At 54.5% G+C, this 20,334-nt stretch carries 20 protein-coding genes; 6 read left to right on the top strand and 14 right to left on the bottom strand.

Features of this window, described 5'->3' with window-relative positions; translation table 11 throughout:
* Positions 1-170: 170 nt before the first annotated feature.
* The 5 genes from QZ197_RS02630 to pip form a co-directional block, all read right to left on the bottom strand.
* Positions 171-1,721, bottom strand: coding sequence for an ABC transporter substrate-binding protein (locus QZ197_RS02630; protein WP_296429752.1), 1,551 nt, complete (start codon positions 1,719-1,721; stop codon positions 171-173).
* Between the two features lie 73 nt (positions 1,722-1,794).
* Positions 1,795-3,444, bottom strand: coding sequence for an ABC transporter ATP-binding protein (locus QZ197_RS02625; RefSeq protein WP_296429749.1), 1,650 nt, complete (start codon positions 3,442-3,444; stop codon positions 1,795-1,797).
* Positions 3,441-4,640: an ABC transporter permease gene (locus tag QZ197_RS02620; RefSeq protein WP_296429746.1), complete on the bottom strand. Its 1,200-nt coding sequence runs from the start codon at positions 4,638-4,640 to the stop codon at positions 3,441-3,443. The genes QZ197_RS02625 and QZ197_RS02620 overlap by 4 nt, the downstream gene beginning before the upstream one ends.
* Positions 4,637-5,629, bottom strand: a complete 993-nt coding sequence (locus QZ197_RS02615) for an ABC transporter permease (RefSeq protein ID WP_296429745.1) — start codon at positions 5,627-5,629, stop codon at positions 4,637-4,639. Before QZ197_RS02615 ends, QZ197_RS02620 begins: the two co-directional genes overlap by 4 nt.
* A 61-nt stretch (positions 5,630-5,690) precedes the next feature.
* Complete coding sequence (gene pip, locus QZ197_RS02610; protein WP_296429742.1) at positions 5,691-6,686, bottom strand: prolyl aminopeptidase; 996 nt, start codon at positions 6,684-6,686, stop codon at positions 5,691-5,693.
* A gap of 52 nt (positions 6,687-6,738) precedes the next feature.
* Between pip and ubiG the strand changes: the two genes are divergently transcribed.
* The gene (ubiG, locus tag QZ197_RS02605) at positions 6,739-7,482 is read left to right on the top strand and encodes a bifunctional 2-polyprenyl-6-hydroxyphenol methylase/3-demethylubiquinol 3-O-methyltransferase UbiG (RefSeq protein WP_296429740.1); all 744 of its coding nucleotides are present in this window, start codon (positions 6,739-6,741) and stop codon (positions 7,480-7,482) included.
* Here ubiG and QZ197_RS02600 read toward each other — a convergent pair.
* From QZ197_RS02600 to QZ197_RS02585, 4 genes are read right to left on the bottom strand one after another with little or no spacing between them, the layout of a single operon-like run.
* A complete protein-coding gene (locus tag QZ197_RS02600; RefSeq protein ID WP_296429738.1) occupies positions 7,479-7,925 on the bottom strand; it encodes a MarR family transcriptional regulator in 447 nt (148 codons plus the stop codon). The two genes, ubiG and QZ197_RS02600, sit on opposite strands and share 4 nt — an antisense overlap.
* Positions 7,925-8,755 (bottom strand): carbon-nitrogen hydrolase family protein, encoded by an 831-nt coding sequence (locus QZ197_RS02595; RefSeq protein ID WP_296429737.1) that lies wholly within the window; start codon positions 8,753-8,755, stop codon positions 7,925-7,927. The genes QZ197_RS02600 and QZ197_RS02595 overlap by 1 nt, the downstream gene beginning before the upstream one ends.
* Positions 8,752-9,009, bottom strand: coding sequence for a glutaredoxin 3 (gene grxC, locus QZ197_RS02590; protein ID WP_296429735.1), 258 nt, complete (start codon positions 9,007-9,009; stop codon positions 8,752-8,754). The genes QZ197_RS02595 and grxC overlap by 4 nt, the downstream gene beginning before the upstream one ends.
* 33 nt (positions 9,010-9,042) lie before the next feature.
* Positions 9,043-9,765: a ComF family protein gene (locus tag QZ197_RS02585; protein ID WP_296429734.1), complete on the bottom strand. Its 723-nt coding sequence runs from the start codon at positions 9,763-9,765 to the stop codon at positions 9,043-9,045.
* Positions 9,766-9,778: 13 nt separating this feature from the next.
* Between QZ197_RS02585 and QZ197_RS02580 the strand changes: the two genes are divergently transcribed.
* The 4 genes from QZ197_RS02580 (at position 9,779) to QZ197_RS02565 (ending at position 13,492) form a co-directional block, all read left to right on the top strand.
* Positions 9,779-10,612 carry a methyltransferase domain-containing protein gene (locus QZ197_RS02580; protein WP_296429733.1) on the top strand — a complete coding sequence of 278 codons (834 nt, stop codon included), beginning with the start codon at positions 9,779-9,781 and terminating at the stop codon, positions 10,610-10,612.
* A gap of 52 nt (positions 10,613-10,664) precedes the next feature.
* A complete protein-coding gene (gene hemH / locus QZ197_RS02575; protein ID WP_296429732.1) occupies positions 10,665-11,750 on the top strand; it encodes a ferrochelatase in 1,086 nt (361 codons plus the stop codon).
* A gap of 6 nt (positions 11,751-11,756) precedes the next feature.
* Positions 11,757-12,014: a DUF6522 family protein gene (locus QZ197_RS02570; RefSeq protein WP_296429731.1), complete on the top strand. Its 258-nt coding sequence runs from the start codon at positions 11,757-11,759 to the stop codon at positions 12,012-12,014.
* Between the two features lie 221 nt (positions 12,015-12,235).
* On the top strand, positions 12,236-13,492 hold the full coding sequence (locus QZ197_RS02565; RefSeq protein WP_296429730.1) for a serine/threonine-protein kinase: 1,257 nt from the start codon (positions 12,236-12,238) through the stop codon (positions 13,490-13,492).
* A 69-nt stretch (positions 13,493-13,561) separates the two neighbouring features.
* Here the strand turns inward: QZ197_RS02565 and QZ197_RS02560 are convergent, their stop codons facing one another.
* On the bottom strand, positions 13,562-14,143 hold the full coding sequence (locus QZ197_RS02560) for a L,D-transpeptidase (RefSeq protein WP_296429729.1): 582 nt from the start codon (positions 14,141-14,143) through the stop codon (positions 13,562-13,564).
* Positions 14,144-14,310: 167 nt separating this feature from the next.
* Here QZ197_RS02560 and QZ197_RS02555 point away from each other — a divergent pair, with 167 nt between their 5' ends.
* Positions 14,311-14,862 carry a CAP domain-containing protein gene (locus tag QZ197_RS02555; protein WP_296429788.1) on the top strand — a complete coding sequence of 184 codons (552 nt, stop codon included), beginning with the start codon at positions 14,311-14,313 and terminating at the stop codon, positions 14,860-14,862.
* Here the strand turns inward: QZ197_RS02555 and QZ197_RS02550 are convergent.
* The 4 genes from QZ197_RS02550 to QZ197_RS02535 all read right to left on the bottom strand — a co-directional run bounded on the left by QZ197_RS02550 (position 14,859) and on the right by QZ197_RS02535 (position 20,314).
* Positions 14,859-15,347, bottom strand: a complete 489-nt coding sequence (locus tag QZ197_RS02550; protein WP_296429726.1) for a L,D-transpeptidase family protein — start codon at positions 15,345-15,347, stop codon at positions 14,859-14,861. The genes QZ197_RS02555 and QZ197_RS02550 overlap by 4 nt on opposite strands.
* An 87-nt stretch (positions 15,348-15,434) precedes the next feature.
* Positions 15,435-16,637 carry a class I SAM-dependent RNA methyltransferase gene (locus tag QZ197_RS02545; RefSeq protein WP_296429725.1) on the bottom strand — a complete coding sequence of 401 codons (1,203 nt, stop codon included), beginning with the start codon at positions 16,635-16,637 and terminating at the stop codon, positions 15,435-15,437.
* Entirely contained in the window at positions 16,638-18,470 is a 1,833-nt protein-coding gene (locus QZ197_RS02540; RefSeq protein ID WP_296429724.1) for an ABC transporter ATP-binding protein, read from the bottom strand.
* A complete protein-coding gene (locus tag QZ197_RS02535; protein WP_296429722.1) occupies positions 18,467-20,314 on the bottom strand; it encodes an ABC transporter ATP-binding protein in 1,848 nt (615 codons plus the stop codon). The genes QZ197_RS02540 and QZ197_RS02535 overlap by 4 nt, the downstream gene beginning before the upstream one ends.
* Positions 20,315-20,334: the final 20 nt, after the last annotated feature.

Genomic DNA, 20,334 nt, shown 5'->3' with positions numbered 1-20,334 from the left:
TAGGCACAAAAAAACGGGCGCGCGGCCCGTTGTGAATTCCGGTGGGGTTGGGGGTGGAGGCCAATCCGCGTTGTTGATGTTCGTATAGGGGAAGGTTGGGGAGGGCGCAAGGGGGAATGAAAACGCCCCACCAATCGGCGGGGCGTTTCACTATCTCTAAGTGGCTAAGCTTATGCCACGGACCAACGCTCGGACATGCGTGCGTTATCCATCTGCCACAAGTTGCCGACCGTATCAGGTGAAGAGATACGATTGTTCACAGCCTGCACGTAGTTCGCGAACATCGGGATCAGAACACCGCCATCGTCGCGCAGGATTTCCTGCATTTCGAAGTACTGTGCCTGACGCTTGTCGCTGTCCAACTCGGCGCGAGCCATGAGAAGCAGTTCTTGGAAGCGCGAGCTGTCTTCTGCGCCCCACTGGCTGTCATTCCAAGGCACGCCAGATTCGTAAGCAGTTGAGAACATCCAGTCCTCTGTCGCGCGACCGGACCAATACACAGCTGAGAAGTTCTTTTTCAGCCAGACGTTGGACCAATATCCGTCAGCAGGTTCCTGAATAACATTCAGGTCGATCCCGCCAGCAGAAGCAGATGACTGGAAAAGCTGCGCCGCATCGACGGCACCCTCAAACGCGGCATTCGACGCGCTGATATCTACGCTTAGGCTATCGAGGCCAGCTTCTTTGAGATAAAACTTGGCTTTGTCCGGATCGTAGGACAGCTGCTCCATTTCGGAATGGTAGAACTGGTTTGCGGGTCCGATTGGGGTGTCGTTGCCAACTTTACCGTGACCAAGAAGAATCTTGTCGACCATTTCCTGACGGTTGATGCCATACTTTAGCGCGCGGCGAACGTTTACGTCGTTAAACGGCGCATTGTCTGTGAGCATAGCGAATGTGTAGTGTTGGTTGCCCGTCACTTCTTGGATGCGCAGCGCTGGGTTCGCTTTCAGCAGTGCCTCGGTCTTAAAGTCGATCCGGTTAATCGTATCAACCTGACCGGTCATCAGTGCATTCATCCGCGCTGTGTTGTCGTTGATCGCGATGTATTCGATCTCGTCAAAGAAGCCGGCGGTGTCACCTTTGTAGTGATCTGGATAGCGCGTTGCGACCATGCGAACACCTGGATCAAAGGACTGCACCTGATAGAGGCCGGTACCGATACCTTTTGCGATACCTTCTTCAATCTGGCCCGCAGGGAAGATCAAGAGGTGATAGTCAGACATCAGATATGGGAAGTCGGCGTTACCTGAATCCAGTGTGAACTGGATTTGGTAATCGTTCACTTTCGTCATATCGGAAATCGCAGCAACGATCGGCTGGGCTGCCGATTTCGCGCCTTCGGCCACGTGCATTTGCAGCGATTCGATGACGTCATCTGCGCCGAATGACTTGCCATTGTGGAAGGTCACGCCGCGACGCAAGTTAAAGGTCCAGATTTTCGCGTCTGCTGAAGCTTCCCAGCTTTCGGCCAATTCGCCCTTGAGCGACCCGTCTGCTGCGACTTCTGTTAGGCAGTCAAAAACACTGCCGTGCGCCGAAGCGATCATGAAGATATCCGAGTGTGTCCGGCCATCCCAGCTATCGGATGTGTTCGCGCCACCCAAACCCGCCGTCAGTTTTCCGCCGCGTGTTTGCGCGCGCAGAGGCATGCCTGTCAGGCCAAGCACACCTGCAGCAACACCTGTTTTCAATAGACCGCGTCTACTAATTCCGTGCATATTATCGTTCTCCCTAGTTAATGTCTCAGGCGTTGTCCGCCCGGTTTCTTCACAACTTACATAGTGATTCTATTTACATCTTACCAACTGCAGCGTCGCCGATGTTATCAACTCCGCGTTCTTCTAACAGATTTGTGAGCCAATCAGGGTCCATTTCTGGCACCGATGACAGCAATAGATCTGTGTATGGGTGATGCGGTGGCTGGAACATTTCCTGTTTTGGTCCTTGTTCCACTACACGCCCGTCTTTCATGACGACCACTTCGTCGGCGATCGCCTTCACGGTCGCAAGGTCGTGGGTGATGAACATATAAGAAAGCGACAGCTGGTCCTGCAAACGCGCCAATAGTCGCAGTATTCCTTCGGCGACCAATTGATCCAACGCGGATGTCACTTCGTCACAAATGATGAACTTTGGCTCTGCCGCCAAGGCGCGCGCAATTCCGATGCGCTGTTTTTGACCACCCGAAAGTTCGGACGGGAGGCGGTTATAGTATTCTGTCGGCTCAAGTTCGATTTGCTCCAATAAAGCATCGACTTTTTTGCGTTTCTCCGCGCCCTTCAGGCCTAGATAGAATTCCACCGGGCGGGCGATGATCTGGCCGATAGACATGCGCGGGTTCAGCGCCGTATCAGCCATTTGATAGATCATCTGAACTTGGCGCAGTTGGTCTTTGGATCGCTTGCGATAGTCGGCGGGCATCACTTGCCCATCAACCAAAATCTGACCCATCTTTGGCGGCAAAAGGCCCGTGATACAGCGCGCAGCCGTTGATTTACCAGAGCCACTTTCGCCAACAACCGCAACTGTGCGGCCTTCGTACATGTCAAAACTGACGTCGTGCAGAACCGGAACGATTCCATATGACGCATCAACATTCTGCACACTTACGACAGGTACCGCACTTGTAAGCACGGCAGGTTTAAGCGGGCGTTCAAAGCTGCGCACAGCCCAAAGTGATTTTGTGTATTCTTGGGTCGGCGCAGACAACATCGTACGCGTGTCCGCGGTTTCGACCTCGTCCCCTTTTAGCAGAACCTTAATGCGGTCGGCCATTTGCGCGACGACAGCCAAGTCATGCGTGATGTAGATCGCGGCGGTGTTAAACTGTTCGACGATATCGCGGATCGAGGCAAGGACTTCGATTTGCGTGGTCACATCTAAGGCTGTTGTCGGTTCATCAAAGATGATCAGGTCAGGGCGGCACGACATCGCCATCGCGGTCATACAGCGCTGAAGCTGGCCGCCAGATACCTGGTGCGGATAACGAAACCCGATCTGTTCAGGGTTCGGCAGGCGCAGTTTACGGTACAGCTCGATCCCGTCTTGTTCGCTCTCTGCGCGCCCCATAACGCCGTGCTGCACCGGACCTTCGCAATGCTGGTCCATCAGTTTGTGCGCAGGGTTGAAACTGGCGGCAGCAGACTGCGCAACATAAGCAATACGCTTGCCTAGCAACTCACGCTTAACGGCAGCCGACGCCTTGAGCAGATCAATTCCGTCAAATTCCACTGAGCCGTCACTGATCCGCACACCGTCGCGGGTATACCCCATCGCAGCCAGCCCAAGCGTAGATTTACCTGCACCAGATTCGCCGATCAGCCCCAGTACTTCGCCACGGGCAAGCGTCAAATCAACGCCATTGATAATGGGGTTCCATTTTTCGTCGCTGCGGCCTTCAAGCTTGACGCCGCGCATTTTAAGAAGTGGTTCTTCGGTCATTCTTTGAGCCCCGACGATTTATGCAGCATCCAGTCGACCACAAAGTTCACCGCGACGGTCAGCAATGCAATCGCACCCGCAGCTAACAACGGGGCAGTTGCCGCCAATGGTGCAAACTGTGCAAAGTTCACAAAACCGCCCAAATCGCGTACCATCGTGCCCCAATCGGCAAGCGGTGGCTGGATCCCGACACCCAAGAAAGACAACGCCGCAATCGTTAGGAATACAAAGCAGAACCGCAGACCAAATTCAGCCAGCAAAGGGGCCGTCGCGTTTGGCAAAATCTCTTTGAACACCAGATAACCTAAACCTTCACCGCGCAGTTTCGCAGCTTCGATGTAGTCCATGACAACAATGCTCTGGCCCACAGCGCGCGCCAAACGGTAAACACGGGTACTATCAATGACAGCAATGATCAGCACCATGAACACGGTCAGCGGAATACCCAACTGCGGCGCCCAAACGCTGGCGATTGTCATCAGCAGCAGCGCAAAAATCAACGACGGGATTGCCATCAATACATCGACCAAACGCGAGAGAAGTTGATCAAGCCAACCCCCAAGTGTCGCCGCCAAAAACCCAAGCGTGCCGCCCAGAAAGAACGCCAGAAGTGTCGTCGCAAATGCAATGCCAACTGTGTTCTGTGCGCCATAGATTAAACGGCTTAGGATATCGCGGCCAATCTGGTCGGTTCCAAAGTAGAAATCAGGGTCGCCGCCCAGCGCGGGGTCGCCACCCGGCACGATATTTGCGGCAGCGCCCAGAATGACTTCTTCTTGGCCATAAGGCGCGATAACGCCGGCAAAGATCGCCAAGAATGCGTAAATCAGGATCGTCATAATACCGAATGAAGCGGTGAGCGGCATCGAGCGGAACATCTTCTTGCTCCATACTGTGCCGACAGAGCGACCTAGAATGCGAAACAGCCAAGCTGCGATGCTAAACAGGATGAACCCTTCGATGGCGATGCGCAAAAAGAAGAACTTGTTTGCGATGGCAGTGTCGGCGCTGCGGCCTTGCGTATATGCCCAGATCAGCCAAAGCAGAATGCCCGTCCCAAGCACATAACCATAGGCCACGCCAAACGGCATATCGCGGAATTTTGGTCCATTGCTGGTGGCCGCTTGACCTGCAAACCGAAAACCCCAAGCCAATGCGCCCATGCCAAGAAGGGTTGCGACAATCCATAAAATCATTTCGGATGCCTCAGACGTGGGTTGGACAGGATAGACATGATGTCCGCCGTCAGGTTCAAAAGGATAAAGGCCGTTGCAAAGATCAGGCAGCACGCCTGCACAATCGGGATGTCGCGGATTTTCACGCTATCCACGAACAACTGGCCAATGCCGGGGTAAACAAAGACCACCTCGACCACGACAACACCGGTAATCAAATAGGCAAGGTTCAGCGCGATAACGTTGATAATCGGTGCCAGCGCATTTGGCAGCGCGTGCTTTACGATCACCCGCATCGGCGACAAGCCCTTAAGACGGGCCATTTCAATATAGGGCGAGGCCAGCAAGTTGATGATCGCGGCACGGGTCATCCGCATCATATGCGCGGTCACAACCAAGGTAAGCGTCAGCGCAGGCAGCATTGATTTCTCAAGCCGTTCGCTAAAAGGCATGCCTTCAAAAATATTCGACAATGACGGGAAGATCGGGTTCAGCACCGCAAGGAACAGGATCAGGATGTAAGCAAGAAAGAACTCTGGGCTGGAAATCGAGGTCAGCGTAAAGATGTTCGTTGCGCGGTCAAAAACAGTGTTCCGGTAAAGGGCCGCCAGAATACCGAGCGTGATGGCGAAAGGCACCGCGATTGCGGCCGTCACCATCGCAAGGAACATCGTGTTCTGAAAGCGGGGGGCGATTTGCTGGGCGACTGTGGTCGCACCTGAATCGGTTCCGGTAAAGCTGGCAAAGTTCGCTTGGGCAAAGCTTGTCCCCAGATCGCCTTGCAATGCGCCACCTAACCATTGGAAGTACCGCGTAACTGGTGGCTGATCGAGACCAAGGTCAGCACGGATCGATGCGACCGCCTCTGGTGTGGCGCCTTGTCCAAGGATGGATTGCGCAAAATCACCCGGCAACAAGTTCACTGCAGTGAAAATCACCACCGAGACAATCAGCAAAGTAAGAAAACCAAGTGCGAGTCGTTGTAGAATAATCTTTAGGACGCTGCCCAAGTTACTAAATTCCCGTATAACGTTCGATGAAGCTTAGCGACTGACTTTCATCTGTAAAGCCTTAAAGCCCCAATGCTTGTCGTTGCGCTCCAAACATATCCATCGTGCGTACCAGTTCTACGCTGATGCCCGGCTCTGATAACGCATGCCCGGCGCGACCAATAAATGTCAGCCGTGACTTGGGCCACATAAGCGAAAGAGTGTGCGCAGATACAGGCGGGCAAATCATGTCATAGCGACCTTGCACGATGACACCGGGAATATCTGCAATCTTGGCCATTTGCGCGGGATGCAAAATCTGCTGATCTGCGTTTAAAAACCCTGCGTTATGGAAATAATGATTTTCCAGCCGCGCGAACGCACGGGCATAATCTGCAGGGCTTTCGCCTGTAATCCCGTCACTGCCCATCGAAGCCAACGCATTTTCCCAAGAGGCCCACGCGCGAGCATATCGCGTCTCAAGTGGGATATCCCCCGAGAAAAGACGCCGGTGATAGGCAGCGATGAAATCGTCTTGTTCATCTGCGGGGATAAGGTCAGAAAAACGCGCCCACAGGTCGGGCCAAAATTTTCCTGCGCCTCCGCCATAGAACCAATCAAGTTCGGGCTGGGTCATTAAGAAAACGCCGCGCAGTGTCAATGCTGCGGCGCGATCGGGGTGTGCCTGGGCATAGATCAACGCGAGCGTCGCGCCCCAAGACCCGCCAAAGACAACCCAGCGATCAATACCAAGCGTTTCGCGGATCAATTCAATGTCAGCAACCAAATGCCACGTCGTGTTCGCCTCTACGCTGGCATGCGGACGTGAACGACCACAGCCGCGCTGATCAAACAAAATGATTCGGTAAACATTGGGATCAAAATAGCGGCGCATCGCAGGGCTGCACCCGCCACCGGGGCCGCCATGCAGAACCACAACAGGCATACCGTCGGGATTACCGCATTGCTCCACGTAGATACTGTGACCATCGCCCACCTCCAACATCCGCTGATCAAAGGGATCAATGGGGTGGTAAAGATGTGCACCTGGGCGCTTTTGTCCTACGACTTTGTCCATAATCACCCTATATCGATGATCAATACGACTGACCATAATGCGAGGCCCGAAAATGTCGGCTACAAATACTGTTGATCCATCAGAAATCGCCAAGTTCGAAGCAATGGCTGCCGAATGGTGGGATCTGAACGGCAAGTTCAAGCCGTTGCATATGATGAATCCGGTGCGGCTGGACTATATCACGTCCCAAATCGCGGCAGAGTTCGGACGCGACCTAAGCCAGCCAGAGCCGTTCAAAGGCTTGCGCATTCTCGACATTGGCTGCGGTGGCGGACTGCTATGCGAGCCAATGGCGCGTTTGGGGGCTACGATTGTGGGCGCTGACGCGGCCGAGCGAAACATTCCGGTGGCGAAAATACACGCCGAAAAGTCAGGTTTGGACATCGATTATCGTCACACTACTGCCGAGGCGATGGCAGAGGCGGGTGAACAATTCGATGCTGTACTGAATATGGAGGTCGTCGAACATGTGGCCGACCCGCAAGGGTATCTGGACGCCTGCCATGCACTGATGAAACCGGGCGGCATTCACATTTGTTCAACGATCAACCGCAATCCCAAAAGCTTTGCGATGGCGATTATCGGGGCAGAATATGTGATGCGTTGGCTGCCAAAGGGCACGCATGAGTGGAAGAAATTCATCACACCAGACGAATTATTCAGCTTTATCGAAAAGTCTGGGATGACACCCGTGGACCGCAAAGGGTTTGTATTTAACTTTGCAAAGTTCACATGGTCGATCTCGGACCGCGATCTTTCGGTGAACTACGTCACGACAGCGACCAAACCCGCCTAGTCCAAAGCTCCGCGCAATTTCAGGCGCATTTCGCGCAAGACTGGTAAGGCCGTGCGCACTTTGTCTTCCCCGACAGACGTGACGACATCAGCGATGAGGGGCGCAATCGCCGCCAAAGCAGCATTGCGGGCAGATTGGCCCGAAGGGCTAATCGCAACCATTTTGCGGCGGGCATCATCCCAATCGGGACGAATATGGACCCATCCAGCCCATTCCAGCTTGTGCAATGTATTCGTCATGGCACCACGGGTCAGGTTAAAAGTCTTGGCCAACTGTGCAGGCGAACGTTCCGTTGCGGAGTGCGCTAGATGATTGAGAACTGAAAAATGTGAAAGCTCCATACCTTTCGGCAGCACCCGTGCGACGCTTGTGCGGGCGAGTTGCTCAACAACAAGGATTTCGCTGAACAGTGAAACGGCAAGGTCATCTGACGACTTGGACATTAGGGGCCTTCAAAGGGGCGGTCATGGCTTAAGGCCGCGATACGTTTCCGGCTTTGTGCCACTTCCGCTAGGTCAAGATCAACCATTGCAATGCCCGGCGCCGTCCCCATGTCGACCAAAACCTCGCCCCAAGGCGATACCGCCAAACTATGCCCATATGTTTGGCGCAGCTTGCCTGAGTGTGCGGAATGCGTGCCCGTTTGGGCCGCGGCCAAAACATAAGAGCCCGTTTCAATCGCGCGCGCACGCAGCAACGTTTCCCAATGCGCGGCCCCCGTGACGGGCGAAAATGCAGAAGGGACCAATAGAACTTGCGCGCCCGATTGCGCCAAAGCACGGTAAAGATATGCAAACCGCACATCGTAGCAAATGCTCATCCCGATCTTGGCAAAAGGCGTATCTGCGACCACCGCTTGTTCGCCGGGACGGTACCCTGCAGATTCGCGGTAGGTTTCAGAAGGCGACACCGCTACATCAAACATATGGATTTTGTCATACTGCGCGACAATCCGCCCCGCAGGATCAATCAAGAACGACCGATTGGCTAAGCGCCCATCAAGATCGTTGGTTTTCAAAGCAAGCGACCCTATCGACAGCCAGATGCCATGACGCACTGCTGCGGCGCGCAATCCAGCAAGAGTTATGTCATCATCTTGGTGCTGCAGAACGCGCATTTGATGAAGGCGATCTTGCGACACGCAATTCGTAACTTCGGGCGTCAGAATAAACTCTGCGCCTTGCCCCGCTGCTTGCCCGACCAACTGGACCGTCGCGGCCAAGTTTGTGGCCGGAACATCGCCCGAGTTCAGCTGAAGCAGGGCAACCTTCATGCGGCAAGCATGGCGTCCAATTTCCCGCCACGCTCTAGTGCGAATAAATCGTCGCAACCGCCAACATGTTTACCATCAACAAAGATCTGCGGCACGGTCGTGCCACCGTTCGCGCGTTGGATCATCTCGGCGCGACGCTCTGGCTGGGCAGATATGTTCACCTCTGCAAAGCTGATCCCTTTGGAGTTCAGCAGGCGTTTCGCCATGTGGCAAAATCCGCAGGTCGGTTTGGTATAGATTTCGATAGTTGCCATAAAAGAGGTCCTTAGATCGGGTTCCGCTTTAATTTAGGTGTCTTTGACCACTCTTGCCAGTGTAACAATCGACACGTTTGCGACACCAGCAACGCGCAGGGCTTCTGCGCTAGCAGCCAGCGTTGCACCGGATGTCATCACATCATCGATCAACAACACACTGCGCCCCACGATTTGATCCCGTTGTTTCGGGTTTGCTGTGATCGCATCCGAGAGGGCCGCAAACCTTGCGTCACGGGTGTGGCCATCCAACGGTTTTGTTCTTTTTGGCCGCAGCAGTGCATCAACACAAACCGGTTGGTCCAAAACCTTTCCGACGGCTAGCGCCAGCAGCGCTGATTGATTGTACCGCCGCTTGAGAAGTCGGGTCCAATGTAGTGGAACGGGAACTAAAACAGGGTCTAACAAACGCATTTCTGTTGTTTTTTGTGCGATCCAGCGCCCAACTGCTGGCACCAAATCCGTGCGGTCACCATGTTTGAGCCCCAAAACCAACCGCCGTCCGACACCAGAATATGCAAAGACCGCACGACCTTGATCCCAGGGGCGCGCTATCGTCATGCAGTCATCGCATTGTACCCGCGCGCCATCATCATCACCCAGCAGGGGCGTGCCGCAACTGTCACAAATCAGCCCGCCAATAAACGCCGTTTGCGACCAACAACTGCCACAAAGTCCAAAGTCCGCATCCGTCAAAGCGTCGCATGCCACACACTGTGGCGGATAAATTGCTTGAATGACGCTTTGCAACCGCATGAATGCACCCTAGATGACCCTGATGACGATGCCCCAAATCACAGACCGCGCCGCTTTGATGCGCAACCGCAGCCGCGCGCAGCCCAGCGCGTTGTTCCTGCAAGAGCACGCCGCAGATGAACTGCATGAAAGACTGGTAGAGGTTAACAGAACCTTTACGTCGATTGCGATTGTCACAGGTTTTCCTGATTTCTGGGCTTCACGCTATCCCGACGCAATCATTGTTTCAGACGAAGAAACCCTGGCGTTAGAACCAAATTCACACGACTTGGTTCTGCATACGATGTGTCTGCATTGGGCAAATGATCCGGTTGGGCAATTGGTGCAATCTCGCCATGCGCTGAAACCCGACGGGCTGTTGCTTTGCACCTTCTTTGGGGGGCAAACGCTGCACGAATTGCGCGCGTCGCTGGCCGAAGCAGAAGCAGCTATCACCGGCGGTTTATCACCGCGTATTGCCCCGATGGGCGAAATCAGGGACTTGGGCGGGCTGTTGCAGCGCGCTGGTTTCGCGCTGCCTGTCGCTGATAGCACGCCGTTGACGGCAAGTTATGCAAATGCGTTTCACCTGATGCATGACTTGCGCAAAATGGGTGAAAACAATGCGCTGTCGCAACGGATCAAACACGCAACGCGCCGCAATGTCCTGACCGAGGCGGCAAGCATATACGCGGATAACTTCGCCAACGACGACAACCGGGTCGATGCCACGTTCGAAATTATCACGCTAACAGGTTGGGCACCTGCGGACAGCCAACCACAACCCTTGCGTCCCGGCAGTGCAAAAACGCGGCTTGCCGATGCTTTGGGTGCAAAAGAAACGTCTTTAAACAAGTCCAATGAGTAAACTGATGCGTAACCTATTTAACTGCCACAAAAATGACGCTACCTAAGAGGCGATGAAAATGTTTGATGCACAGCCCCAGCCTGAAGTACGTCCCGCCGTTTGCCCGATGCATGCGCAGCCTGATCACCCAAAGGTGAAACCGGCGCGCGTCGGGATTCTGGTGGCGAACCTTGGTACGCCGGACGGCACTGATTATTGGTCCATGCGGCGTTATCTGAACGAGTTCCTTTCCGACAAGCGGGTCGTCGATTATTCCGCTTGGATTTGGCAGCCGCTGTTGCAACTTATTATTTTGACAAAACGTCCTTTTTCATCCGGCGCAGCCTATCGGTCGATCTGGAACGAAGAAGACGACGAAAGCCCGCTGCTGACGATTACGAAAAAACAGACAGCCGCGATCAAACAGCGAATGGTTGATCGCTATGGCGACGATGTGCGCGTTGATTTCTGTATGCGTTACGGCAACCCATCGACCAAATCCAAAGTGCGCGAGATGGTTGAAGACGGCTGCACCAAGATTTTGTTTTTCCCGCTTTATCCACATTACGCTGGCGCAACTTCCGCCACGGCAAATGACCAGTTCTTTCGTGCCTTGATGGAAGAGAAATGGCAGCCCGTCGCGCGGATCGTTGAACCGTATTTTGAGGAGCCCGCCTATATTGAGGCTCTCGCGCAATCGATTGAAAAAGCCTACGAAGCCGCTGAAGCAAAGCCGGAAAAGTTGATTTGTTCATATCACGGCGTGCCAGAACGGTACTTGCGCGAAGGTGATCCGTACCATTGCCAATGCCAAAAAACCACGCGTTTGCTCAAGGAACGTTTGGGTTGGGCTGACACCGAAATCGTAACGACATTTCAGTCGCTCTTTGGCCCAGAAGAATGGCTCAAGCCCTACACTGTCGAAGAAGTTGCACGCCTCGCGAAAGAAGAAGGCGTGAAGAGCATCGCTATTTGCGCGCCTGCTTTTTCCGCTGATTGCATCGAAACGCTGGAAGAAATCAACGAAGAGATCAAAGAAAGCTTCGAAGAAGCTGGCGGCGAGAACTTCACCTATATTCCATGCCTAAACGACGATCCTGCGCACATTGATGCCTTGTCTGGCGTGATCGAAAAGAACCTGAAGGGTTGGTTGGGCTAGGCTGCGATGAAAGTCACACTGACCACGGATGGCGCAACCGTCGAAGCGCACGATCTGGGGCCTTTGCTGGGACTTAAACCCGCTGAAGTGCCCGAAAAGATGCGGCTCGGCGAGATCACAAGCCAGTCCGAAGAAGGCGCCGATGAAGACGCTGGGCGCACGCGGTTAACCTTTTGGTATGGCGGTTTTAGAATCCGCATAACCTGCGATCAGGACGGAAACGTGGTTAAGACATCGCGGACGGCGGCGACGAATCGTCACTAACGACGCCTGCGGTGATAATTGCCTCTTTTCGTTAATATGTGAAAATTGCCGTTCTACTTTTCAAGAATCCGCCCGAAACCTCTGATATTGGGCAGAAAAATGCACTTTATTAACCTCATTTTCCTATTCCTGCCTCAATCGAAACATAATTCTGAGGCATAACAACCTCGTTTATAGTGAATTTTTATGGAGCGCGCCGTGTTTTGGTGCGAAGTTACAATATGACTGCGGCTAACCATGCGGACCTTGATGCCATACCCCAAGCGGGTAGTGAGGCTCTCCCTGCTGGGACAACACTGTTGGGTGATCAGTTTACGATCGAACGCCCGCTAAGCAGTGGTGGATTCGGAATCACATATCTCGCCGAGGATAACTTTTTGGGTCGCCGCGTCGTGATCAAAGAATGCTATCCCGAAGCGTTCTGTCGCCGCGATGGCAAAAAAGTTCTCGTACGCTCGAATATCCACCACGAGAAATACCGCGCCATCGTCGAGATGTTCATGCGCGAAGCACGTAGTATCGCAAAGCTGCGCCACCCAAATATTGTCGGCGTACACCGTATCTTTGAGGATAACGAAACGGCCTATATGGTGCTGGACCTTATCCATGGTCGTGATCTGCTTAGTCTGATCAAGGACGACCACGATATCCTGTCCCCGCAACAGATCAAAGAGGTTCTGGTCAAAACGCTCGACGCGGTTGAACTGGTTCACCAACACGACTTGCTGCACCGCGACCTGTCGCCGGATAACATCCTGCTCGACAAGTGGGGCAGCCCTGTACTGATCGATTTCGGCGCAGCACGCGAAGAAGCGAGCCGTGAGACACGCGCCGTTTCTGCCGTGCTTGTTGTGAAGGATGGCTATTCGCCGCAGGAATTCTATTTTGCTGGTGGCAAGCAAAGCGCCAGCAGTGACCTTTATGCGCTGGGTGCAACATTCTATCACCTGATTAGCGGCGAAGCTCCGCCGAATAGCCAAACACGGATGGCGGAATTCGCCGGTAATAACCCCGACCCATGCGAGCCATTGGCAGGGCGTTTTCCGGAATACGACACTGAATTCCTTGAAGCTATAGACAAGGCGATGATGATTCTCCCGAAGGCACGTTTGCAGTCGGCGCGCGAATGGTTGAACGCGATCACAGAGCGCAACGACCGTGCACGCCCACTGCGCATGAGCCCTACAAACAAGCTCGATAAGGTTCTGAACCGGTTGGTTTCAGAAACAAACGAGTACGTCCTGAATTCTCAACCGCGTGATGTAAAACCCAAGTCTCGTCGGGCTGTGACGTCACAACCGCGCAAAGTGAACTCTAGTCCGGAATGGGCCGACGAGTTCAATCGCGAAACCTCAGAGACCTCTCGGCCAATTATACCAAAAACTACCCGGGAAGAACGCATCGTGACAAAGCCCGGGACGCTCGCCGTGCCTGCCAAAAAGCGGCGCAGGTTCTTTGGGCTTTTTGGCAAGCGCTAGAATCATCGCAAAGACACAAAAAAGGGCGCCTCATTTCGGGCGCCCTTTTTCATTGTGATGTGATTGGCTTCAGATCAAAAGAACCTGCGTGCCGACCTTTGTCAGGTCATAAAGCTCTGCGATTTGTTCATTATATAGGCCGATACACCCGTTCGAGGACCGGCGGCCGATCTTGCGTGTGTCGTGCGTGCCATGGATGCGGTAGTATTTCCATGTCAGGTACAGCGCATGTGATCCCATTGGATTATCAGGGCCGGGGCCGATAAATTCAGGCCATTCTGGATTGCGAATGCGCATCGCCGGTGTCGGCGCCCAGCTGGGTCCTTCGACCTTACGTGTGATCGAAGTACGGCCCTTTCGTGTCAGGTCGTCAGATAGCGGCACACTGGTCGGGAACAATTTATACACCGACTGATCCTCGGACCAATAGTGCAAAGCCCGCGACTGCATATCCACAAGCACCGCGCCATTGCGCAGGTCGCTGAAGTACGGCTGCCAATCCAAAGACCGAAAGCTGGAAATATTGCGCTGCACACCCGTGGTGATATCGCCTTCGATTTCAGTCGAGCCTGCGGTTTGCGCCGCGGCACCCGTACCGATCATAGCAGCAGATGCGGCCAAAAATCCGCGTCTGGAAAATTTATCTGTCATTGCAGTCTCCCTTTGAGGGTCTGATGTGTTCCCACCGGATATATTGTGTCAGGGAAAGCACCGCAATTCAAACAATCGTCATCCGTCGCGGTTGTGCCGTGTTGTGTGTTTGAAGTGTCATCCCAATCCAGTTAAGGAAGGACAGCAAGTGAAAAGTGAGTGAACATATGCTGCGACGCGAGATGATGTTGGGGATGGCCGCTGTTGGTTTGGCAGCGTGTGATTCTAGCCTAGATCGGCCCTTGGGGGCGAACGGCATGCCGTTGCCTTCCGTCTACCGGATTAGCGCGGGTGACACTGCCACCGTACAGTTTCGTATGTTGGATAGTGTGAACTCACTGCGCCGCGCCGCAGGTGTGCAAGAGGTTCAGCTTAATGCTAGCCTGAATGCCGCTGCCGCGACCCATTCACGCGATATGGCGGTTCAAAACCGGCCTTGGCTTTTCGGCTCCGACGGGTCCAGCCCGCTGGAACGTGCGCGCCGCGTTGGTTTCCCCGGGCGTCTATTGGGCGAAAACATCTCGGAATCGTTTGAGGCAGAGCTTCAGACGCTCGCTGCCTGGATGGCGCAAACAGATACACGCGCCGTTATTCTTGACCCAAATGCCCGGTTTATGGGGTTTGCATGGTATCAAGAAGAAACTGGCAAGTTGTGGTGGACCCTCAATATGGGCAGCGATCCCGCAGTGGTCGCACCAATCGCAAGCGTCGCGTTCTAAGGATAGATGAAAATCTTGGTGCCAGTTTGCACCATAGCAAAGATTTCGTCCATTTCTTCGTTCTTCACCGCGATGCAGCCCCATGTCCAATCGGGTGTTCCCATCCACTTTTCTGGTGTGCCGTGAATAAATATATCTCCGCCGGGGCTTACACCCCGGGCGCGAGCTGCAGCAACGTCACTGACATTGGGGTAAGAAATACCAAGCGATAGGTGGAACCGGCTACGCGGGTTGCGTCTGTCGATCCGGTAAGCCCCTTCGGGGGTACGTCCATCGCCTTCTTCTGCTTTATGACCTGTCGGGGCGAACCCAAGGTCGAATTTATACGGCTTTATCAGTGTGCTGTGGTGGATCAACTGCATCACACGATCTTGCTTGAATATTTGAATGCGCGTGACCTCTGGCCCCGTGTATTGCGGCGCTGCCGCTGTGCACCCAGCAAGGCCGAGTGCCGTGCCAACCATCATTGAACGTCTTGAAATCATTGCTCTGCCTATCGTTACGGTCTGCGCCGTTTTAATCTGCTTACATCAAAATTCTGATTCACAATAGATAGGTGTGACAGTTTGCCATTATTTCCGCGTGAAAGCGGCAACAACTTCGGTATGCGGCGACCAACGAAACTGGTCCACGACCTGCACCCACGGCATCGCAAAACCCGCATCCACAAGCGTTTGCGCATCCCGTGCAAAACTTATTGGATTGCAGGAAATCATCGCTATCGTTTTCACATCAGAAGCTGCCAAAGCTGCTATCTGCGCTTCTGCACCTGCACGCGGCGGGTCGATCACTGCTGCGTCGTAGTGGCGCAATTCATCCGGCTCCATCGGTCGACGGAATAGATCCCGTGCTTCGACAGTGACGCGGCGCAATTGATGCCCTTCGCGCCAACCTCGGTCGAGTGCTGCCGTCATTGCGGCTTCGCCCTCAACCGCATGAACCTCGGCTCGTTTCGCCAAGGGTAGTGCAAATGTTCCGCACCCTGCGAAAAGATCAATGATCCGCGATGCCTTGGCGGTGATTTCCTCAACCGCTTGCAGCAACGCCTGTTCACCATGCTTAGTGGCCTGCAGAAATGCACCCGGTGGCGGCACAACGCCTGTGCCACCAAAATACTGCACTGGTGGGTGAATCATCACAACCTGTTCGTCGTTCCAAACCAGTCGCGAAAGACCGTGTTGGTTGGCCAGTGCTGCCAACTCGATCCGCAACTGCGATGTCAGTTCCTTTTCGGTTGTTACCAAAACATCCGGCCCCCGTGGGGCGTCCGTCACGGTCAAGTCAATCTCGCCTTTGCGTGAACAGGCCAGAACCGTCAGCGCCTCAAGGGCAGGAAAGCAAGCAATCAATGCGGGCACCAGAAGTTGGCATTCGGGAACCGCTATCAAGGTATCCGACCCCTTGGCATGAAAGCCAACCATCGCGCCCTTTTTGGTGCGCCGACCTGACAGTTTCGCACGCCGCCGCGACTGTGCCGGCGACGTCACAACATTGCGAAATGCTGGCATAAGTCCTCGCGCGGACAGGGCCTTTGCTACAATATCACGCTTCCAATCGGCAACAAATGCGTCACTGGCATGCTGCATCGCACACCCGCCGCAGGTTTTGAAATGCCTGCAAGGTGCTGCAACACGGTCCACAGAAGGCGTAACAATCCGCATCGTCCCGTCTTGGGCGACGTCGACTTCTTCACCGGGCAGAACACGCGGCAACAGCGATCGCCCGTCAGAGGCGCGGCCCATCCCAAGGTGGGTCAAACTTTCGATTGTCAGCATTTATTCGGCCGCATCTTTCACATTAATGAATCCGCCCGATTGCCGGTTCCAGTAGCGGGCATAAAGCCCGTCTTGGGCCAGCAGGGCCGCATGGGTTCCTTGTTCGACAATGCGCCCAGCGTCAAGGACTACGATACGGTCCATTTGCGCAAGCGTAGACAAACGGTGCGCGATTGCGATGACCGTCTTACCGTCCATTATAGACTCTAACGCTGCCTGAATTGATGCTTCGACTTCGGAATCAAGCGCGCTTGTCGCCTCGTCCAACACCAAAATTGGCGCGTCTTTCAAGATCGCGCGCGCAATGGCAATGCGCTGCCGCTGACCACCTGACAGCTTAACGCCGCGTTCGCCCAGATGTGCATCATAGCCTGTGCGACCTCTATGATCCCGCAAATGCCCGATGAATTCATGCGCTTCGGCCTGCCGTGCCGCATCTTCGATTTCGGCCTGCGTTGCGTCAGGTTTGCCGTATTTGATGTTGTCATGTGCAGAGCGGTTGAACATCGCTGTTTCCTGCGTGACCATCGCGATCTGACGGCGCAGGCTTTCTTGGGTCACATCACGCACATCGACACCGTCAATTGTGATCTTGCCCGCTTCGGTGTCGTAAAGCCGCAAAAGCAGCGCCACGAGTGTTGATTTACCCGCACCTGACGCGCCCACCAGCCCTAGCTTTTCGCCAGGATTTACGGTTAGCGACACGCCGTCCAAACCACCTGGTCCGCCGCCGTAGCTGAACGACACGTCTTTCAGGGCAATAGCACCCGTCTTTGCATCTAATTCGGTCGCGTCCGGTTTATCCGTCAGAGTATGCGCGGGGCTAAGTGTGTGCATCGCATCCTCAAGTTCGCCCACATTGGCGTACATGCCCATCAGCGTGAAACTGACCCAGCCCGTCATTTGCGACAGGCGCAGTGAAATCGCACCAGCGGCAGCAATGTTGCCTGCCGTCGCGGCACCCGTGCTCCAGAAATAGAGCGTCATGCCGACCAACAAGACCGGAAGCAAACCGCCCAGCGCCATCAGCCAGAACCGGAACCATGTGGACAGCCAGCCATAGTCAACGGCGGTGACCCAATAGTTTTCCATAGCATCTGTCGCGGCGCGGTCTTCGTGATCGTCATGGGCAAATAACTTGACCGTTTTGATGTTCGTGATCGTGTCCACGACCTGTCCCGTGACCATCGCACGGGTCGCCGCCCGCGCCTTGGACCGTTTGCGAATCCGCGGCATAAAGAACCGTATCAACCCGATATAGACCATCGCCCAAACCGCCAGAAGCAGGGCAGAGCGTGCATCAATCGTGAAGAGCAAGATCACCGACGCCACCAGCGATGACAGCGCGAATGCCACAGTGTGGATCATATCAACGATCAGATCCGTGGCAGCCCGCGCAGCTTGCATCTGCTTTTGCGCAATGCGCCCAGCAAAGTCATTGTCAAAAAACGTGACCGATTGCCCCAAGGAATGGCGGTGCAGACGCGACAAGATCAAATTGCCCAGCGCAGGACCCACGACAACTGCCTGCATCATTCCCGAAACACCCATGATGACCGGACGCAGGATCAGGAAAAATGCGGTCACGCCTAGCAACAAGATCACATTGTCAGAGAAATATGTCTCGCCTTGTGACGTCAGTGCGGCATCGATCACCCACCCCAACATGAGCGCCGTCGCGACCTCTAGCGCGCCCCCAAGAGAAGACACTAATCCGGCCCAAAGTGTTGGTTTTGTACTGCCCTTCAGGCACCACCGCAGGAACGCCAGCAAGGTTTGCGGCGGCGATCCGTCTGCGGGTTCAAAGGGGTCGATCCAGCGTTCGGGTGTCATGCTTTTCCTTCATTACTTTGTCCTAGAAACCCGCCGGATTGGCGCGCCCAGAACCGAGCGTATTGTCCGTTTTGCGTCAATAGCGCGTCATGCGTACCGTCTTCGATAATCCGTCCTTGGTCCATCACGATGATACGGTCCATCTGTGCAATCGTCGAAAGGCGGTGCGCAATGGCGATGACGGTCTTGCCCTCCATCATCCCGTAAAGGGTTTGCTGAATGGCCGCTTCGACCCCACTATCTAGCGCGCTTGTGGCTTCATCCAACAACAGGATCGGCGCATCTTTCAAAATGACCCGCGCAAGGGCGATCCGTTGGCGTTGACCCCCTGACAGCTTAACTCCGCGTTCACCGACCCGCGCAGCATAGCCTTTGTTGCCCTCGTTGTCTTCCAAGCCCAGAATAAAATCATGCGCCTCTGCCTTGCGGGCCGCATCAATCATCTGGTCTTGGCTGGCGTTCGGATTGCCATACAAGATGTTCTCGCGCACTGACCGGTGCAGCAGCGCGCTGTCTTGTTGGACCATACCAATGGCGCTACGCAAACTGTCTTGGGTTGCCGACTTGATATCGTGACCGTCAATCAGGATTTGACCCTGTTCGACGTCATAAAATCGTAGCAACAGTTTAACGAGCGTCGATTTGCCAGCACCCGACTGCCCGACAAGCCCGACCTTTTCACCCGGTGCAATTGTCAGATTGATGTGGTCCAAACCACCGGTTTTTTTGCCGTAATGATGCGAGAGGTCGCGCACTTCAACGCCACCTGCGGTCAGTTTCAGCGGCTTTGCGTCCTTTTCATCCAAGAGAGTCACAGGCTGCGCAATGGTCAGCATCCCTTCGGAGACCACACCCAATTCGCGGAAGAAATTCGTCACAGCCCACATGATCCACCCCGACATCGCGTTCAGGCGCAAAGCCAGTGACGTCGCGACCGCGACCAAACCAACGGACGCCGCCCCCTGCATCCACAGCCAAATTGCCCAACCAACCACGCCGACAACAAGAAAGCCGTTCAACACCATCAGACCTGCGTCCATGATCGTATAAAGCCGCATTTCGATTTTGAAGGTGCGGCGCGCCTCTTCGATCGCCTCTTTGGCATAGTCGACCTCGCGGGTGTGATGCGCGAACATTTTGACGGAATGAATGTTGGTATAGCTGTCCACGACACGGCCCGTGACCGCACTGCGCGCGTTCGACGCCGCCTCGGATGCGGGACCGATCCGGCGCACGACCCAAACCAACAAGAATAAATAAGGCACGATCCAGAACATGAGCGGCAAAAGTAGACGAATATCCGCCTGTCCCATCAGAACAGCCGCCGCGATCAGGTAGGCAATGGCAAAAGTAATCGCATCAAAGAGCTGGAACACCACCTCGCCTGCCGCGGGCGGTGTTTGCATGATGCGGTTCGCGATACGACCTGCAAAATCATCCTCGAACCAGCCAACGGATTGGCGCAACACGTGCCGATGCGCCCGCCAGCGAACCAACGTGCCGAAATTCGGCAGGATCGTATTGTTCAGCAACATGACCTGAAAGACGTGCAATGCGGGCCGAATTGTCAGGATCAGGAATGCGACGACAAGAAACTCTGTCCCGCTGTCGTCCCAGACTTGCGCAGGCGTCCCGGCGGTTAGAATATCGACTAGCCTACCCAGATAGCCCAAAAGCCAGATTTCCGTGATCGCGATAATGACTGACACGATACCTGTGATCCAGAACACACGTATAAACGGCTCTGCGTAGGCACGCAGAAACGGGTAAAGCCGCTTGGGCGGCGTGTCGGTCTCTTCGTAGGGTACGTAAGGATCGACAAGACCTTCGAAAAACCGAAACATGGGTCTGCCTTTTCACACTA

This window comes from Yoonia sp., from assembly GCF_017854415.1.
Lineage (GTDB): Bacteria > Pseudomonadota > Alphaproteobacteria > Rhodobacterales > Rhodobacteraceae > Yoonia.
Note: the sequence above shows the minus strand (reverse complement) of the source record. Positions and strands in the feature narration are given on the sequence as shown.

Coding starts and splice junctions, on each gene's coding strand:
- QZ197_RS02630 (WP_296429752.1), bottom strand. CDS start 1,721: ATGCACGGAATTAGTAGACGCGGTCTATTGAAAACAGGTGTTGCTGCA.
- QZ197_RS02625 (WP_296429749.1), bottom strand. CDS start 3,444: ATGACCGAAGAACCACTTCTTAAAATGCGCGGCGTCAAGCTTGAAGGC.
- QZ197_RS02620 (WP_296429746.1), bottom strand. CDS start 4,640: ATGATTTTATGGATTGTCGCAACCCTTCTTGGCATGGGCGCATTGGCT.
- pip (WP_296429742.1), bottom strand. CDS start 6,686: ATGGACAAAGTCGTAGGACAAAAGCGCCCAGGTGCACATCTTTACCAC.
- ubiG (WP_296429740.1), top strand. CDS start 6,739: ATGTCGGCTACAAATACTGTTGATCCATCAGAAATCGCCAAGTTCGAA.
- QZ197_RS02600 (WP_296429738.1), bottom strand. CDS start 7,925: ATGTCCAAGTCGTCAGATGACCTTGCCGTTTCACTGTTCAGCGAAATC.
- QZ197_RS02595 (WP_296429737.1), bottom strand. CDS start 8,755: ATGAAGGTTGCCCTGCTTCAGCTGAACTCGGGCGATGTTCCGGCCACA.
- grxC (WP_296429735.1), bottom strand. CDS start 9,009: ATGGCAACTATCGAAATCTATACCAAACCGACCTGCGGATTTTGCCAC.
- QZ197_RS02585 (WP_296429734.1), bottom strand. CDS start 9,765: ATGCGGTTGCAAAGCGTCATTCAAGCAATTTATCCGCCACAGTGTGTG.
- QZ197_RS02580 (WP_296429733.1), top strand. CDS start 9,779: ATGACCCTGATGACGATGCCCCAAATCACAGACCGCGCCGCTTTGATG.
- hemH (WP_296429732.1), top strand. CDS start 10,665: ATGAAAATGTTTGATGCACAGCCCCAGCCTGAAGTACGTCCCGCCGTT.
- QZ197_RS02570 (WP_296429731.1), top strand. CDS start 11,757: ATGAAAGTCACACTGACCACGGATGGCGCAACCGTCGAAGCGCACGAT.
- QZ197_RS02565 (WP_296429730.1), top strand. CDS start 12,236: ATGACTGCGGCTAACCATGCGGACCTTGATGCCATACCCCAAGCGGGT.
- QZ197_RS02560 (WP_296429729.1), bottom strand. CDS start 14,143: ATGACAGATAAATTTTCCAGACGCGGATTTTTGGCCGCATCTGCTGCT.
- QZ197_RS02555 (WP_296429788.1), top strand. CDS start 14,311: ATGCTGCGACGCGAGATGATGTTGGGGATGGCCGCTGTTGGTTTGGCA.
- QZ197_RS02550 (WP_296429726.1), bottom strand. CDS start 15,347: ATGATTTCAAGACGTTCAATGATGGTTGGCACGGCACTCGGCCTTGCT.
- QZ197_RS02545 (WP_296429725.1), bottom strand. CDS start 16,637: ATGCTGACAATCGAAAGTTTGACCCACCTTGGGATGGGCCGCGCCTCT.
- QZ197_RS02540 (WP_296429724.1), bottom strand. CDS start 18,470: ATGACACCCGAACGCTGGATCGACCCCTTTGAACCCGCAGACGGATCG.
- QZ197_RS02535 (WP_296429722.1), bottom strand. CDS start 20,314: ATGTTTCGGTTTTTCGAAGGTCTTGTCGATCCTTACGTACCCTACGAA.